This is a genomic window from Nitrosomonadales bacterium (assembly GCA_016716325.1).
In the GTDB taxonomy this organism is placed as follows: domain Bacteria; phylum Pseudomonadota; class Gammaproteobacteria; order Burkholderiales; family Gallionellaceae; genus Gallionella.
Window position 1 is genome coordinate 2,151,729 of sequence record JADJWO010000001.1, and the last position, 14,372, is coordinate 2,166,100.

Sequence of the window (14,372 nt, forward strand, 5' to 3'; positions counted from 1 at the left end):
CTGTTTCAGGTAGGTTCCGGTCACGCTATGCTTGTTAGCGGCGAGATCCTTTCGTAGTGCCTTCGGCAATGATCCGTCCGCCGCCATCGCCGCCTTCCGGTCCCAGGTCGATCACCCAGTCTGCGGTCTTGATCACGTCTAGATTGTGTTCGATCACTACCACCGTATTTCCCTGATCGCGCAGCTTGTGGATCACCTTGAGCAGTAGCGCGATATCATGGAAATGCAGGCCGGTGGTCGGCTCGTCGAGGATATACAGCGTCCGGCCGGTATCGCGCTTGGACAGTTCCAGCGACAGTTTGATACGTTGCGCTTCGCCGCCGGAAAGCGTGGTGGCGGATTGTCCCAGCGAAATGTAGCCCAGGCCCACGTCAAGCAGGGTCTTCAGCTTGCGTGCGATGACGGGCACGGGCTTGAAGAACTCATGGGCCTGTTCTACCGTCATCTGCAATATCTGGTGGATGTTCCTGCCCTTGTACTGGATCTCCAGCGTCTCGCGGTTGTAGCGCTGGCTGTGGCATACGTCACACGGTACATATACGTCCGGCAGGAAGTGCATCTCGACCTTGATCAGTCCGTCGCCCTGGCAGGATTCGCAACGTCCGCCCTTGACGTTGAACGAGAACCTTCCAGGTCCGTAGCCGCGTTCGCGTGCCGCGGGGACACCGGCGAACAGTTCGCGAATGGGAGTAAACAGGCCGGTGTAAGTGGCAGGATTGGAACGCGGCGTGCGGCCGATCGGCGACTGGTCGACGCTGATCACCTTATCGAAGAATTCCAGTCCGGCGATTTCGGTATGGGGCTGAGGCTCGGTGTTGCTGCCATACAGATGTTGCGCCACCGCCGGATACAACGTGTCGTTGATCAGCGTGGACTTGCCGGAGCCGGATACCCCGGTCACGCACACCAGCAGGCCAACCGGCAGATTCAGGGTGATGCCCTTCAGGTTGTTGCCGCTGGCGCCGACGATACGCAACATGCGTTCGGCATCTGGCAGCTTATATTTTTTCGGCAAAGGGATGCGACGACGTCCGGTCAGGTAATCCCCGGTGAGCGATTGCGTGTTCCGGCAGATCTCTTCCGGCGAGCCTTGTGCGACGATCAGGCCGCCGTGCTCGCCTGCACCCGGCCCCATGTCCACCACGTGATCAGCATGGCGGATCGCATCTTCGTCGTGCTCGACCACGATCACGCTATTGCCCATATCGCGCAGTTTCATCAGCGTGTTCAGCAATCGGTCGTTATCGCGCTGGTGCAGGCCGATGGAGGGTTCGTCCAGCACGTACATCACGCCGGTCAGGCCGGAGCCGATCTGGGAGGCGAGACGGATACGTTGCGCTTCTCCGCCGGAGAGTGTTTCTGCCGAACGTTCCAGGGACAGATAGTCCAGCCCGACGTTATTCAGGAAAGCGAGGCGCGAGGCGATCTCCTGCACGATCTTTTCCGCGATCGCCTGCTTGTGCCCGGACAGCTTCAATCCCTGGAAAAAGGTCAGAGCCAGCTTCAGCGGCATGGCGCTGATCTCATACAGGTTCATGTCCGCGATGCGCACATGGCGGGCTTCAAGGCGCAGACGCGTACCTTTGCACTCCGGGCAGGTGCAACTGTTCAGGTATTTCGCCAGTTCTTCGCGCACGGTGGGCGAGTCGGTCTCCTTGTATCGGCGTTCCAGATTGTTGACGATACCTTCGAAGGCATGCTCGCGCAGTGTCGGTTTGCCGCGCTCGTTGAGATACCTGAACCCGATCTCCTCCTTGCCGGAACCGTACAGCAACACCTGCTGGATAGTATCCGGCAGGCTTTCGAACGATTGATCCAGATCGAATTTGTAATGGCTGGCGAGGCTGGCAAGCAGTTGGTGGTAGAACTGGTTGCGCCTGTCCCAGCCCTTGATTGCACCGGAACTCAGGCTCATTTGCGGGAAGGCGACGATGCGCGCGGGATCGAAGAAGCTGATGACGCCAAGGCCGTCGCACTTTGGGCATGCGCCCATCGGGTTGTTGAACGAGAACAGTCTCGGTTCCAGTTCCGGCAGCGAATAGCTGCAGATCGGACAGGCGAACTTTGCCGAGAATAGGTGCTCTTGGCCGCTATCCATTTCCACCGCCAGTGCGCGACCATCGGCATGGCGCAACGCGGTCTCGAACGATTCGGCCATGCGTTGTTTGGATTCCGCTCCGACCTTCAGCCTGTCCACCACGATCTCGACGGTGTGCTTCCTGTTCTTTTGCAGCGAGGGAAGCGCATCGATCTCATGCACCGTTCCGTTGATGCGCAGCCGTGTGAAGCCCTGTGCGCGCAACTCGTCGAACAGATCGACCTGCTCGCCCTTGCGTTCCACCACCAGCGGGGACAGGATCATGATCTTCGTGCCTTCCGGCAATTCCAGTACATGGTCTACCATCTGCCCAACGGATTGCGACTGCAACACCAGATCATGCTGCGGGCAATAGGGATCGCCGGCACGCGCGAACAGCAAGCGCAGGTAATCGTGAATCTCGGTGACCGTGCCGACGGTGGAGCGCGGGTTGTGCGAAGTAGCCTTCTGCTCGATGGCAATGGCGGGCGACAGCCCCTCGATCAGATCCACGTCCGGTTTTTCCATCAACTGCAAGAACTGGCGCGCGTAGGCTGACAGCGATTCCACGTAGCGGCGCTGACCTTCCGCATACAGGGTGTCGAACGCCAGCGAAGACTTTCCCGAACCGGACAAGCCGGTGATCACCACCAGTTTATGCCGTGGCAGATCGAGGTTGATGTTCTTCAGGTTGTGGGTGCGCGCACCGCGAATCTTGATGCTTTCCATGCTGGCTGGCGAGTAGTGAAGACGACCTGTTAATATACGCGACTTTCCATTTCTTTCCAAAATCATCCATGCAACAAGTTACAGACACGATGACCGTGACCGAGCGCCGTGCCAGCCTGGGCTTGGCGAGCATCTACGGCCTGCGCATGCTCGGCCTGTTCATCATCCTGCCGGTCTTTGCGCTGTATGCGGAACATCTGCCGGGCGGCGAAAGCCATTTGCTGATGGGGATCGCGCTGGGTGCATATGGCCTGACCCAGGCGATCCTTCAGATCCCGGCGGGCCTGATGTCCGACCGCTATGGGCGCAAACCGGTGATTTACGCCAGCCTGATTCTGTTTGCGCTGGGCAGTTTCGTTGCGGCTTCTGCAGACAACATCTACTGGGTGATCGTCGGGCGTGTGGTGCAGGGGGCGGGCGCGTTGAACGCGGCAGTGATGGCGCTGACCGCCGACCTGACCCGCGAGGAACATCGCACCAAGGCGATGGCGATGATCGGCATCACCATCGGCATCACTTTCTCGGTCTCGATGGTGCTGTCGCCGCTGCTCAACAATTTGATCGGCGTCCCGGGCCTCTTCTGGCTGACAGGCGTGCTGGCCTTGCTGGCGATGGGGGTGGTGAAGTTCGTGATTCCAGACCCGGCGATCACACGCTTCCACAGCGACACCGAAGCGAGTTGGGAGCATTTCGCCGGGGTGATGCGCAACAAGGATCTGTTGCGCCTCGACTTCGGCATCTTCTCGCTGCATGCGATCCTGATGTCGGTGTTCATGCAGGTACCGTTCGTCCTCGAGCGCGACGGGCTTGACGTTTCGCAGCATTGGCAAATCTACCTGCCGGTGATGCTGGCGGCGTTCCTTTTGATGGTGCCTCCCATTGTCGTTGCTGAGAAGAAGGCGAAGATGAAGCCGGTTTTCATGATGTCGGTGGCGCTGGCAATGAGCGCACAGGCGCTGTTGATGTTCGCGCAGGACAGCCTGTGGGGCGTGGCCTTCGCACTGCTGATATTCTTCACGGCATTCAACGTACTGGAGGCGACGCTGCCGTCAATGATCAGCAAGATTGCGCCGCTGGCCGCGAAGGGAACCGCGATGGGCGTCTACAGCAGTGTGCAATTCCTTGGCGCGTTCTTCGGCGCGGCAGCGGGTGGGGCATTGATGCAGTATGTCGGCGGCAATGCGGTATTCGTGTTCGCCATCATGCTGTTGCTGGCATGGCTGGTGGTGGCGTCCGGCATGCAACCTCCGGCTGCGGTGCGCACCAGGATGTATCATTTGCCGGAAATGACGGAAGCCGCTGCGGTAGAATTGCGCCAGCGCCTCCTGCAGCTTTCCGGCGTGCGCGAGGTGATGGTAGTGGCAAGCGAAGGGATGGCCTGTATCAAGGTAGACATGCAGGGATTCGATGAAACGGCAGTAGAACAACTTGTGATGAAAGGAGCATGACATGTCGGTGAATAAAGTGATCTTGATAGGCCGTTTGGGCAAGGACCCCGAGACCCGTTATATGACCAGCGGCGAAGCGGTGACCAACTGCACACTGGCGACTTCCGAGAACTGGAAGGACAAGAGCGGAGAAAAACAGGAAAAGACCGAGTGGCATAACCTTGTGTTCTATCGTCGTCTGGCTGAGATCGCGGGCGAGTATCTGAAGAAGGGCTCGCAGATTTACGTGGAAGGCAAGATTCAGACGCGCAAGTGGCAGGACAAGGAAGGCAAGGATCGCTATACCACCGAGATCGTGGTCAACGAAATGACCATGCTGGGCGGAAAATCGTCAGGTGCAGGCAGCTTCGAAGTGGTGGAAAGCAAACCTGCCGCGGCCGCTCCCGCCAAGGCTGCACCCGCAGCGGCCAAGAGCAGCTTCGACAATTTCGACGACGACATCCCGTTTTAGGACGTACCTAGAGTCACTAGTGTCCGGTTAAAAACGATTCCATGACTCTGAAATCCTTATTTGATGCCGCATCCGGAGATTTTTATAGTGTCTCCGACTTGAACGGCGAACCAGCCTTGGTGCAGTCTGGCAGCTTTCCTGCTGCTGGAGACTGCGATGTACGTTGGCAAGCCCTTGTTCGCCCAAGTCATGGACTTCCTGCCATGGAAGACCTTTCATCGCATCGTGGCTCGGCATGGCGGCGATCATCGCGTCAGGACATTGTCCTGTGCCGAACACTTCCGTATTCTGGCCTTCGCTCAACTCACCTATCGCGAGAGTTTGCGCGACATCGAGGCCTGCCTCTCGGCACAGGCTGCCAAGCTCTACCACATGGGCATCAGAAGCACGGTATCCCGTTCGACACTGGCCGATGCCAACGAACTGCGCGACTGGCGCATCTACGCCGAATTCGCTCACCGTTTGATTGCTCAAGCCAGAACGCTTTACGCCAGCGAAGACTTGGGCTTGGATTTGACCAACACAGTGTACGCACTGGATTCGACCACCATCGATCTGTGCCTGTCGGTATTTCCATGGGCGCATTTCAGAACGACCAAGGCAGCGGTGAAGATGCATACGCTGCTGGACTTGCGCGGCAGCATTCCCAGCTTCATCCACGTCTCCGATGGCAAGATGCACGACGCCCGCATCCTCGACTTGTTGATCCCGGAGCCGGGTGCTATCTATGTCATGGATCGGGGCTACGTCGATTTCGTGCGTTTGCATCGGCTGCATCTGGCCGGGGCGTTCTTCGTCACCCGCGCCAAGTCGAATCTCGACGCGCACCGGATGTATTCTGCCAAAACCGACCGCAGCCTCGGCATCATCTGCGATCAGACGATTGCGCTCGACGGGTTTTATACCCGACAGGATTACCCGGAGCCGTTGCGCCGCATCCGCTTCAAAGACCCGGAAACCAACAAGACGCTGGTGTTTCTCACCAACAACTTCACGTTGCCGGCGGCAACGATCTGCGCGCTCTACAAGAGCCGCTGGCAGGTGGAGTTGTTCTTCAAATGGGTCAAGCAGCATCTTCGTATCCAACGTTTCTATGGCACGTCCGAGAATGCGGTGAAGGCGCAAATCTGGATCGCCGTCTCGGTCTACGTCCTCGTCGCCATCATCAAAAAGCGCCTCAATCTGGACGCTTCGCTCTACACTTTGCTACAGATTCTATCGGTCACGCTGTTCGAGAAAATGCCCATCCAGCAAGCCTTGCAGGGCATCGGTGGGCAGCCAGAAAACACCGATTTCAACAACCAACTGAATCTATTCGATTCTTAACCGGACACTAGTGACCTAGAGTAGTTATGTAAACTTACGACCGCTGCGGCGGTCGTTTTGTTTTGTGGGATTCCGGAATAAACCCGGATTGTCAATTAGGCCGTTTAGGCCGTTGGGGTTGTGTAGGCGCGCAATAAATTGCGCTCCTACAATGGTGTTTCGTGCCTAAAGATTATTCTGGTTATACCCGTTCCAGCACGGCCGCGAAGAAGCCGTCTGTATTGTGCAGATGGGGACGAAGTTCGAGGTAATCTTCCATTTCCAGCGCGATCTTTTGTTGCTGCAATACCTCTCCGGCCGGTCTCAGTACGAAGTCGGGATGTGTGGCGAGGAAGGCTTGTACGATAAGCTGGTTCTCTTCCGGCAGGATGCTGCATGTCGCATAGACCAGACGACCGCCTTTTTTCAGCAGGCGGCTGGCGGAGGCGAGGATCGCGGCTTGTTTCTGCGTCAGCTCCTCAAGGCTGTCGGGTGACTGGCGGAACTTCAGATCGGGATTGCGGCGCAATGTGCCCAAGCCGCTGCATGGCGCATCCACCAGTACGCGGTCGATCTTGCCTGCCAACCGTTTTACCTTGAGGTCGTTCTCGTGCGCGATCAGCATCGGCTGGATGTTGCTGGCGCCGGAACGTTTCAGGCGCGGCTTGAGGTTGGCGAGGCGTTTTTCCGACACATCCATCGCGTATAAGCGCCCTTGCGAATTCATCAATGCGGATAGCATCAGCGTCTTGCCGCCCGCGCCGGCGCAGAAATCCACCGCCATGTCGTTGCGTTTGGGGGCAAGCAGGAAGCCGAGCAACTGGCTGCCTTCGTCCTGTACTTCCACCTTGCCTTCGGTGAACAACGCATCGCGATTGAGCGGGATCTTCTTCTTGAGGCGGATGCCGATGGGCGACCAGGGCGTGGCGGCAGCTTCGATGTTCTTGTCGTGCAGTTGCTGCAACACATCCTCGCGTTTGGCGAGCAGGGTGTTGACGCGGATATCCAGTGGTGCGCCTTGCTGCATCGCCTGGCCCAATGCGAGGATTTCGGCATCCGGATAACTGGCGCGCATTCTTTCCACCAGCCATTCGGGCAATTCGGCCTGTACCGATAATGGCTGTTCTTTGGTCTTTACACCCTTTACCGTAGCGAGCCAGTCCTTTTCATCACGCTTCAATACCGGTTCGATCTCGCGCAGGTTATAGCCGCCGAACCTGAGCAGACAGGCGAGGGCCATGCGGCGCGGTGTGGCCTGTTCGCCGCAGGCGTGCTCCAGCAGCAGGCGGTGGCGCAGCACGCCGAATACGGTTTCGGCGACCAGTGCGCGTTCGCTGGAACCAATACGGTTGTCCTGAAAAAAATAACGTAGCGTGGTGTCGGCGGGGTGTGCCAGCGGCAGGATGGCGCGCAGGGCCTGAATGACGAGATCCAGTCGGTATTCGGTGATCAGCATGGTGACATTGCTTGAAAAATTCAGGTTCGCAGTTTAACAGGGTTGTGGTCGCAACATGTTGTTGTTGCGGGCCTTTGACTGGAGGAAAGGGGATAATCGGTTGGGGTATGTGGTGACTAGGCCGAAATATATAGATATTTCGGCATATATGCTCATTGGGAAACAAAGGGTACAGTTAGCGCCATGGCTCGACTGCCAGTATTGCGGGTCGTTCCGGGAATGAATTCATAGCGGGGGGTATGCGATGGAACGGATGGATGGGCAAACTGCCGTTGATGACGTCGAACATCTGGAACTGGCGTCCATTGTCGCCCGCATGGCTGATGCAGTGCACATCAAGGACTGTTATGCATTGGTGCGTGCCGTTAAACAGATGGAACATTATGCAAGCATCCGTCTCATGCCGGACAGCGAGGAGCCCCATGCGGGGCATCCTTCTCCCTCACCGGATGCTGCCGGACATCTGCATCTGGAAATGGAACTGCAACGCATCAGGGCCTATCTGGAGCAAAAAGGGGGAATCTGGTCCGAGAGTGCAATCAGTCACTTCATCCATTATTTGCGGCACTGGATGACGCGCCGGGATGCCAGGAAGGGAATGACGGATGGACCGGATTGCCAGGAGGCGGGACTCAATTGAGCTTTCAGTCTTGCGCGGCGGGATGCGACTCGTCCGACACGCGGATATCCGAAACGGCCATTTCTCCGGCAATCTGCCCGTCACGGTTGATCTGTCGAACCTTGACGGGCAACAGGCGGTATTCCAGCCCCAGCCAGATGTCCAGTCCCTCTTCCCCTTGTGCGTGAACCTTGCGTAACGGCAAGGCGCGCAGCCTGCCGAACCGGGTCTGGATGTATTCTTCTTCCCCGACCGTCAATTCATAACGTTCCAGCTTTTTGCCGTTGGTGATGTACAGCGGTACCGTGCCTTTGCCCAAGGGCAATCGCGAAAGTTGGTACAGGAAGCTGACAATGTCCTGCGTCTGCTCGGGCAACTGTGTTTGCCGGCCGTTCGAGAAGGACAGGGTTTTTTCTGCCCAGTGAAATTTCACGCCGACCTGTTCTTTGTCATTGCCAGAATTTTTCATCTCGCTGTATTCGGCAGGGCGCAGTCCCTGCTCCGTCAATGTGCCACTGCTGTGCTGGTTCAGGTCGAAGGTCTTGAAGAATCTCACCAATCCGGTGGTATTGGTGGAGACCTTGAGCGTGTAGCTGTCGTCATCGCCGAAATCCAGGTTGTGGCGCGCCTCGCCGACGACAAGGTCCGTACCCTTGTAAGCGATGAAGGTAAGCTGAGCGTGTCTGGGAAGGAGTGGAGGAGGCGGCTGCGTTTCCGGTGCGGCTTCTGCGGATCCGGGAGGCTGCGGCTCGGGATCGATCTGAGGTTCTTCCTGCGGCATCCCTTCGACGGGGCTGTCGTCGGCTTGTATGGTTTCCGGCACGGTCTTTTCAGGCGGTGCCGGTTGCGGCTTGGGCATCGGTTTTTTGACCGGCGCGGGCCCGGGTGGGATCTTGGGCAGAACTTCCAGCTTTGCGGCGAGCGGCGGCAAAGGCACTTCGCTGGGCGGTAATTCGACCTGCGGCGCGAACAGTACGATGGCATGGATCAGGAGCGACAGGCCGATGGCCAGCGAGATCCTTCCGGCAGGCCGCTTCGGCAGGCTCAGGGCGGGCATTTGCGGCATGGCGGCGAGGTTACCTGATTTCGAGCTTGCTCAACACCTGGGTGATCTGGTCACCGTCGGCGTCCGTGATGGTCATCCGACAGGGCAGATTGTAGCGCTGGGTGGCCAGCCAGATCTCGGTGCGGCTCTCCCCCGTTCCTGCATGGTTGTCGAGATACAGCGTATTGAACTCGCCGGCAGGCGTTTTGAGTTTCTCGCCGCGCGTGATCGAGTAAGCGTAATTGTCCAGTTTCTTGCCGTTGGTCATCGGAAAATTCAGCATGATCGTGTTTCCCATGGGCAGGAACATGAACTGGTACATCGCGCTCAAACGGTCCTGCGTACCTTCCGGCAACGCGACTACCGTTTGCTGGGTCTGGTGGATCAGGGTGAGTTGGCCCTGCTTCCAGTCGAACTCGGCGCGGGTGTTCTTGCTCTGGTCGAGTTCGCGACGGTGGTCGAAATGCAACGGTTGCAAACCCTGTTTGCCAACCAGTCCGCTGCTTTCGACAAAGATCCTTTCCGGTTTGAAGATGGCCAGTATCCCGACCGGGATCGTGGTGCTGGACAGCGTGTAGCGATCCTTCTTGAGCGTATAGACCTCGTCGATCCTGCCGACCTTCAGGCCGCTCTTGTAGATGTCGTAGCTGGCCTGCACGCGGCCAGGAGGGGCGGCGGATGCAGGAGTGGCGACGCACAGCATGAGCCATGCGAGAACTGGCAAGGACAATCTCATGGTTACTCCAGACCGGGAGAGATCAGCGTGAACCCCGTTTGTTTGCGATTACGGAATGAGACCGTTCCGCTATCGCTTAGTTCGATCTGGCCGCTGCATAGCCAACGGATGGCTTGCGGATAGATGCGATGCTCTTCGTGCAGCACGCGTGCGGCAAGCGAGTGTTTGTCGTCGTGGCGCAATACCGGGATGGCGGCCTGGATGATGATCGGGCCATGGTCCAGGTCGGCGGTGACGAAATGCACGGTGCAGCCGTGGATCTTCACGCCGTCCTGTAGCGCGCGTGCATGCGTGTCGAGTCCGCCATAAGCGGGTAGCAGCGACGGGTGGATGTTGATGAGTCTGCCGTGGTAGCGGGCCACAAAGTCCGGGGTGAGGATGCGCATGAAGCCGGCCAGCACCACATAATCCGGCCGGTAAGCGTCGATCACCTCGACCAGCGCGGCATCGAAACTTTCGCGATCGGGAAAGTCGCGATGTGCCACGACAGCGGTGGCGATGCCCTGTGCACGCGCGATCTCCAGGCCCGCCGCATCCGCGCGATTGCTGATCACCGCCGCGATCCGGCAGGGCAGCTCAGCTTCCAGCAGTGCCTGCATGTTGCTGCCGCGACCGGAAATCAGGATGACGATGTTTTTCATGCGGTTCAGGCGACCTGGGTTTGCGCCTCGGAGCCCTGTCGCGCACGGATCACGCCGATGACGCTGGCGCGTTCGCCGGCGGCGTTGAGTTGCGCCAGCGCCGCATCCGCATCGTTCTGAGCCACGATCACCACCATGCCGATGCCGCAGTTGAAGGTGCGGTACATCTCCTGTTGCGCGACATTGCCCTGTTCGCGCAGCCAGTCGAACAGCGCAGGGGTCGGCCAGGATTTTCCATCCAGTTGCGCGACGACATTTTCCGGCAACACGCGAGGCACGTTTTCCAGCAGCCCGCCGCCGGTGATGTGCGCCATGCCTTTCACGGTGATGGATTGCATCAGCGCCAGCAACGGCTTCACGTAGATGCGCGTCGGCGCCATGACGCAGTCGGCCAGGGTGCGCTCGCCGTCGAAGCGGGCATTCAGGTCTGGCTGGCTGAGTTCGATGATCCTGCGCACCAGCGAATAGCCGTTGGAATGCGCGCCATTCGACGCGAGACCGATCACGATATCGCCCGCAACGATCTCCCTGCCGGTGATGATGCGGGACTTTTCCACCACGCCGACGGCGAAGCCCGCCAGATCGTATTCGCCGACCGGATACATGCCGGGCATTTCGGCGGTCTCGCCGCCGATCAGCGCGCACCCCGCCTGTTCGCAGCCAGCTGCGATACCCTTGATGACCTCGGTGGCGGCGTCCACGTCCAGCTTGCCGCAGGCGAAATAATCAAGGAAGAACAGCGGCTCCGCGCCTTGCACGAGGATGTCGTTGACGCTCATGCCGACCAGGTCGATACCCACCGTGTCATGGCGGTTCAGTTCGAAGGCGAGCTTGAGTTTCGTGCCGACGCCGTCGGTGCCGGACACCAGCACCGGTTCGCGGTATTTCTTCGAGATTTCGACCAGTGCGCCAAAGCCGCCCAGATCGCCCAGCACTTCCGGGCGCATGGTGCGCTTGGCGAACGGCTTGATGTTTTCGACGAGCCGGTCTCCCGCGTCGATATCCACGCCGGCATCACGGTAGGAAAGGCTTTGGTTGGGTGCGTTCAAGTTGAGTTCTCGCTTTCTTCAGGATAAAGTGCTACACGTTTTTTCGCGGATTCTACCCCAAAATGGCTCTATCACGCTTTGCCGCCCTGCAATGGCTGTCCTTCGCTGCGGCCATCGCACTGCTGCTCTATCTGCTCGGCCCGATACTCACGCCGTTCGTCGCGGCGGGCATCCTGGCCTATATCTGCAACCCGCTGGTGCAACGGCTGTGCGGCTGGAAAATCCCGCGCACGCTGGCGGTGATCCTGGTGATGGCCGGATTGGCCATGTTGTTCACCTTGTTGCTGCTGATCATGCTACCGCTACTGGAAAAGGAGGTCCGCCTGTTCGTGACGCGCCTGCCGGACTGGATCGAGGCCGCGCGGACGCATTTGCTGCCGAAATTGCAGCAATGGTTCGGTGCGGACCTGCAATGGGACAGCCAGGCAGTGAAGGATGCCCTGCTGAGCCATTGGCAGACTGCGGGCGGCACTGCGGCCAGGTTGCTGCCCTGGATAGGCAGTAGCGGCGGCGCACTCATCGGTGTGCTGGTCAATCTGCTGCTGATCCCCGTGGCGATGTTCTATCTGCTGCGCGATTGGGACGCGCTGGTGTCGCTTGCGGACAGATTTGTCCCGCGCCACTGGCACGCCAAGACGACGGAGATCGTTATCGAAGTGGATCGTATCCTGGCCGAATTCCTGCGCGGACAGATCTCCGTGATGTTGCTGATGAGCGTGTTCTATGTTCTGGCATTGTGGATGGCCGGGCTGGAGTTCGCGCTGCCGGTCGGCCTGATCGCCGGCATGCTGGTATTCGTGCCTTATCTGGGCATGATCACCGGGCTGGTCCTGGCGACGCTGGCGGCTGCCATGCAGTTCACTTCGTTCGGCGGCGTGCTGCTGGTGTGGGCGGTATTCGCCGCAGGTCAGCTGCTCGAGGGGATGGTGGTCACGCCGATGCTGGTAGGCGAGCGCATCGGCCTGCATCCGCTGGTGGTGATCTTCGCGCTGATGGCATTCGGCCAGTTGTTCGGATTCTTCGGCGTGCTGCTGGCGCTGCCGTTGTCCGCGATGCTGCTGGTGGCTTTGCGCCACGGCAAGGAGTGGTATCTGTCCAGCGAGATGTATAACAGGCCATGAGCCAGTTGCTGCTCGACATCGTACCCGGCTGGCGCCCCTGCCTCGATAATTTCGTGGTGGGGCGCAATCCCGAACTGTTCTCGGCATTGCGTCATGCCCTGGACGGCAGCAGTGGCGAACGATGCTTTTATGTGTGGGGCGAGGCGGGAAGCGGGAAGAGCCATTTGTTGCGTGCATGCGTGAGTGCGGCACTGGGGCAGGAACAGAGCGCGGTCTATGCGCCGGGCAGTGTCCCGCCAAGCGCCACGGTGGTCGCCGTAGACGATGTCGAGCGCCTCGACGATGCGGCGCAGGTCGGGCTGTTCGATCTCTATAACCGGATGCGCGAGGACGGCGGGATGCTGCTGGTGAGCGGCAGTACCGCGCCGTTGCATCTGGCGTTGCGCGACGATCTGCGCACCCGCCTTGGGTGGGGACTGGTATACCAGTTGCACGGGTTGAACGATGAGGAAAAGGCCGAGGCACTGTCGCAGCATGCGCGGGACAAAGGCTTCGTCCTGCCGCCGGAAGTGACGCAATACCTGCTACGCCACGGGCGGCGCGACCTGCCCAGCCTGATGGCGTTGCTGGATGTGCTGGACGCCCATTCGCTGAGTCTGCATCGCACCCCGTCGGTGCCGTTGCTCAAGGAAATCCTGCAAAAGAATCTGGAGTTGGACTGAAATCCATATCACCACGAAGAACACAGAGATCACGAAGTTCCTCCATGGGATCGCAAATTTTTTCAATTGGCACAAAAGGTGGCAGGCATGCCCGGTAATAACTTGTTATTTCTTTCAGTCCTTCGCGGTGAGGTTCAACAATGAATCTTGCGTTATTCGATCTGGACAATACCCTGCTCAACGGTGACAGCGACTTCGAGTGGTCGCAATTCCTGATCGGCATCGGCGTACTCGACCGCGAACTGTTCGAGTCGAAGAACCTCGCCTTCTATGAGCAGTACAAGGCCGGCATGCTGGACATCCACGAGTTCCTGGATTTTCAGTTGAAGCCGCTGTCGCGCCATTCGCGCAAGACGCTGGATGAGTGGCATGCGCAATTCATGCGTGAAAAAGTGCTGCCGATGATGACCCGACCGGCACGTGATCTGGTGCGTCAGCATCGCGAGGCGGGCGACATATGCGTCATCATCACTGCCACCAACAGTTTCGTCACGGCGCCGATCGCGCGGGAATTCGGAGTGGAACACCTGATCGCCACCGAGCCGGAGCACAAGGACGGAGAATTCACCGGGTGCGTTGCCGGTGTGCCCAGTTTCCGCGAAGGCAAGATCACACGGCTGGAGAACTGGATGGGTGAGCGCGGCTGGACGCTGGACAGCTTTTCAGGAAGTACTTTTTACAGCGACTCGCTCAACGACCTGCCGCTGTTGCGCAAGGTGAAACACCCGGTCGCGGCGAATCCGGATGACACGCTGCGCGCCCACGCCGAAGCGCACGGCTGGCCGATCATCAATCTGCGTTAGTCGCGATGCCTGCGCCCATCCTTTATGGCACATCCTGCTGCCACTTGTGCGAACAGGCAGAAGAAGTCCTTCGTGAGGCGGGGGTTGCGGCGGAGTATGTCGACATCGCCGAGGATGACGACCTGCTGGAAAAATACGGCGTGCGCATCCCGGTGTTACGGCGCAGCGATACCGGGAAGGAGCTTGGCTGGCCGTTCGATGCGGCGGACGTGGTGCGATTCCTGGCGTGA

General features: G+C 59.0%; 14 protein-coding genes. 8 read left to right on the plus strand and 6 right to left on the minus strand.

Features of this window, described 5'->3' with window-relative positions:
* Nucleotides 1-34 precede the first annotated feature (34 nt).
* Nucleotides 35-2,806, minus strand: coding sequence for an excinuclease ABC subunit UvrA (uvrA, locus tag IPM27_10490; GenBank protein MBK9161967.1), 2,772 nt, complete (start codon nt 2,804-2,806; stop codon nt 35-37).
* An 89-nt stretch (nt 2,807-2,895) separates the two neighbouring features.
* Here uvrA and IPM27_10495 point away from each other — a divergent pair, with 89 nt between their 5' ends.
* From IPM27_10495 to IPM27_10505, 3 genes are all read left to right on the plus strand, one after another.
* Complete coding sequence (locus IPM27_10495) at nt 2,896-4,254, plus strand: MFS transporter (protein MBK9161968.1); 1,359 nt, start codon at nt 2,896-2,898, stop codon at nt 4,252-4,254.
* A gap of 1 nt (nt 4,255) precedes the next feature.
* A complete protein-coding gene (gene ssb / locus IPM27_10500; protein MBK9161969.1) occupies nt 4,256-4,705 on the plus strand; it encodes a single-stranded DNA-binding protein in 450 nt (149 codons plus the stop codon).
* A gap of 156 nt (nt 4,706-4,861) precedes the next feature.
* On the plus strand, nt 4,862-6,031 hold the full coding sequence (locus IPM27_10505; protein MBK9161970.1) for an IS4 family transposase: 1,170 nt from the start codon (nt 4,862-4,864) through the stop codon (nt 6,029-6,031).
* Nucleotides 6,032-6,212: 181 nt separating this feature from the next.
* Here IPM27_10505 and IPM27_10510 read toward each other — a convergent pair whose 3' ends face one another.
* Complete coding sequence (locus IPM27_10510) at nt 6,213-7,466, minus strand: RsmB/NOP family class I SAM-dependent RNA methyltransferase (GenBank protein MBK9161971.1); 1,254 nt, start codon at nt 7,464-7,466, stop codon at nt 6,213-6,215.
* A gap of 244 nt (nt 7,467-7,710) precedes the next feature.
* Here IPM27_10510 and IPM27_10515 point away from each other — a divergent pair, with 244 nt between their 5' ends.
* Entirely contained in the window at nt 7,711-8,106 is a 396-nt protein-coding gene (locus IPM27_10515; protein MBK9161972.1) for a hypothetical protein, read from the plus strand.
* 4 nt (nt 8,107-8,110) lie between these two features.
* On the opposite strand, the gene IPM27_10520 is transcribed toward IPM27_10515, so the two are convergent.
* From IPM27_10520 to purM, 4 genes are read right to left on the minus strand one after another with little or no spacing between them, the layout of a single operon-like run.
* The gene (locus IPM27_10520) at nt 8,111-9,151 is read right to left on the minus strand and encodes a DUF3108 domain-containing protein (protein MBK9161973.1); all 1,041 of its coding nucleotides are present in this window, start codon (nt 9,149-9,151) and stop codon (nt 8,111-8,113) included.
* Nucleotides 9,152-9,161: 10 nt separating this feature from the next.
* Complete coding sequence (locus tag IPM27_10525) at nt 9,162-9,866, minus strand: DUF3108 domain-containing protein (protein MBK9161974.1); 705 nt, start codon at nt 9,864-9,866, stop codon at nt 9,162-9,164.
* Between the two features lie 2 nt (nt 9,867-9,868).
* Nucleotides 9,869-10,507, minus strand: coding sequence for a phosphoribosylglycinamide formyltransferase (locus tag IPM27_10530; protein MBK9161975.1), 639 nt, complete (start codon nt 10,505-10,507; stop codon nt 9,869-9,871).
* Between the two features lie 5 nt (nt 10,508-10,512).
* Complete coding sequence (gene purM, locus IPM27_10535; GenBank protein ID MBK9161976.1) at nt 10,513-11,556, minus strand: phosphoribosylformylglycinamidine cyclo-ligase; 1,044 nt, start codon at nt 11,554-11,556, stop codon at nt 10,513-10,515.
* A gap of 62 nt (nt 11,557-11,618) precedes the next feature.
* Between purM and IPM27_10540 the strand changes: the two genes are divergently transcribed.
* The 4 genes from IPM27_10540 (at nt 11,619) to IPM27_10555 (ending at nt 14,372) form a co-directional block, all read left to right on the plus strand.
* Nucleotides 11,619-12,677 (plus strand): AI-2E family transporter, encoded by a 1,059-nt coding sequence (locus IPM27_10540; protein MBK9161977.1) that lies wholly within the window; start codon nt 11,619-11,621, stop codon nt 12,675-12,677.
* Nucleotides 12,674-13,339 (plus strand): DnaA regulatory inactivator Hda, encoded by a 666-nt coding sequence (gene hda / locus IPM27_10545; protein ID MBK9161978.1) that lies wholly within the window; start codon nt 12,674-12,676, stop codon nt 13,337-13,339. The genes IPM27_10540 and hda overlap by 4 nt, the downstream gene beginning before the upstream one ends.
* Nucleotides 13,340-13,479: 140 nt before the next feature.
* Nucleotides 13,480-14,142 carry an HAD family hydrolase gene (locus tag IPM27_10550; GenBank protein MBK9161979.1) on the plus strand — a complete coding sequence of 221 codons (663 nt, stop codon included), beginning with the start codon at nt 13,480-13,482 and terminating at the stop codon, nt 14,140-14,142.
* Nucleotides 14,143-14,147: 5 nt separating this feature from the next.
* Nucleotides 14,148-14,372, plus strand: a complete 225-nt coding sequence (locus IPM27_10555; protein ID MBK9161980.1) for a glutaredoxin family protein — start codon at nt 14,148-14,150, stop codon at nt 14,370-14,372.

Excerpts from the sequence above, each read along its gene's own strand:
- hda (MBK9161978.1), top strand. The coding sequence starts at position 12,674 with ATGAGCCAGTTGCTGCTCGACATCGTACCCGGCTGGCGCCCCTGCCTC.
- IPM27_10505 (MBK9161970.1), top strand. The coding sequence starts at position 4,862 with ATGTACGTTGGCAAGCCCTTGTTCGCCCAAGTCATGGACTTCCTGCCA.
- IPM27_10525 (MBK9161974.1), bottom strand. The coding sequence starts at position 9,866 with ATGAGATTGTCCTTGCCAGTTCTCGCATGGCTCATGCTGTGCGTCGCC.
- IPM27_10530 (MBK9161975.1), bottom strand. The coding sequence starts at position 10,507 with ATGAAAAACATCGTCATCCTGATTTCCGGTCGCGGCAGCAACATGCAG.
- IPM27_10515 (MBK9161972.1), top strand. The coding sequence starts at position 7,711 with ATGGAACGGATGGATGGGCAAACTGCCGTTGATGACGTCGAACATCTG.
- IPM27_10495 (MBK9161968.1), top strand. The coding sequence starts at position 2,896 with ATGACCGTGACCGAGCGCCGTGCCAGCCTGGGCTTGGCGAGCATCTAC.
- uvrA (MBK9161967.1), bottom strand. The coding sequence starts at position 2,806 with ATGGAAAGCATCAAGATTCGCGGTGCGCGCACCCACAACCTGAAGAAC.
- IPM27_10550 (MBK9161979.1), top strand. The coding sequence starts at position 13,480 with ATGAATCTTGCGTTATTCGATCTGGACAATACCCTGCTCAACGGTGAC.
- IPM27_10510 (MBK9161971.1), bottom strand. The coding sequence starts at position 7,466 with ATGCTGATCACCGAATACCGACTGGATCTCGTCATTCAGGCCCTGCGC.
- IPM27_10520 (MBK9161973.1), bottom strand. The coding sequence starts at position 9,151 with ATGCCGCAAATGCCCGCCCTGAGCCTGCCGAAGCGGCCTGCCGGAAGG.
- IPM27_10540 (MBK9161977.1), top strand. The coding sequence starts at position 11,619 with ATGGCTCTATCACGCTTTGCCGCCCTGCAATGGCTGTCCTTCGCTGCG.
- IPM27_10555 (MBK9161980.1), top strand. The coding sequence starts at position 14,148 with ATGCCTGCGCCCATCCTTTATGGCACATCCTGCTGCCACTTGTGCGAA.
- ssb (MBK9161969.1), top strand. The coding sequence starts at position 4,256 with ATGTCGGTGAATAAAGTGATCTTGATAGGCCGTTTGGGCAAGGACCCC.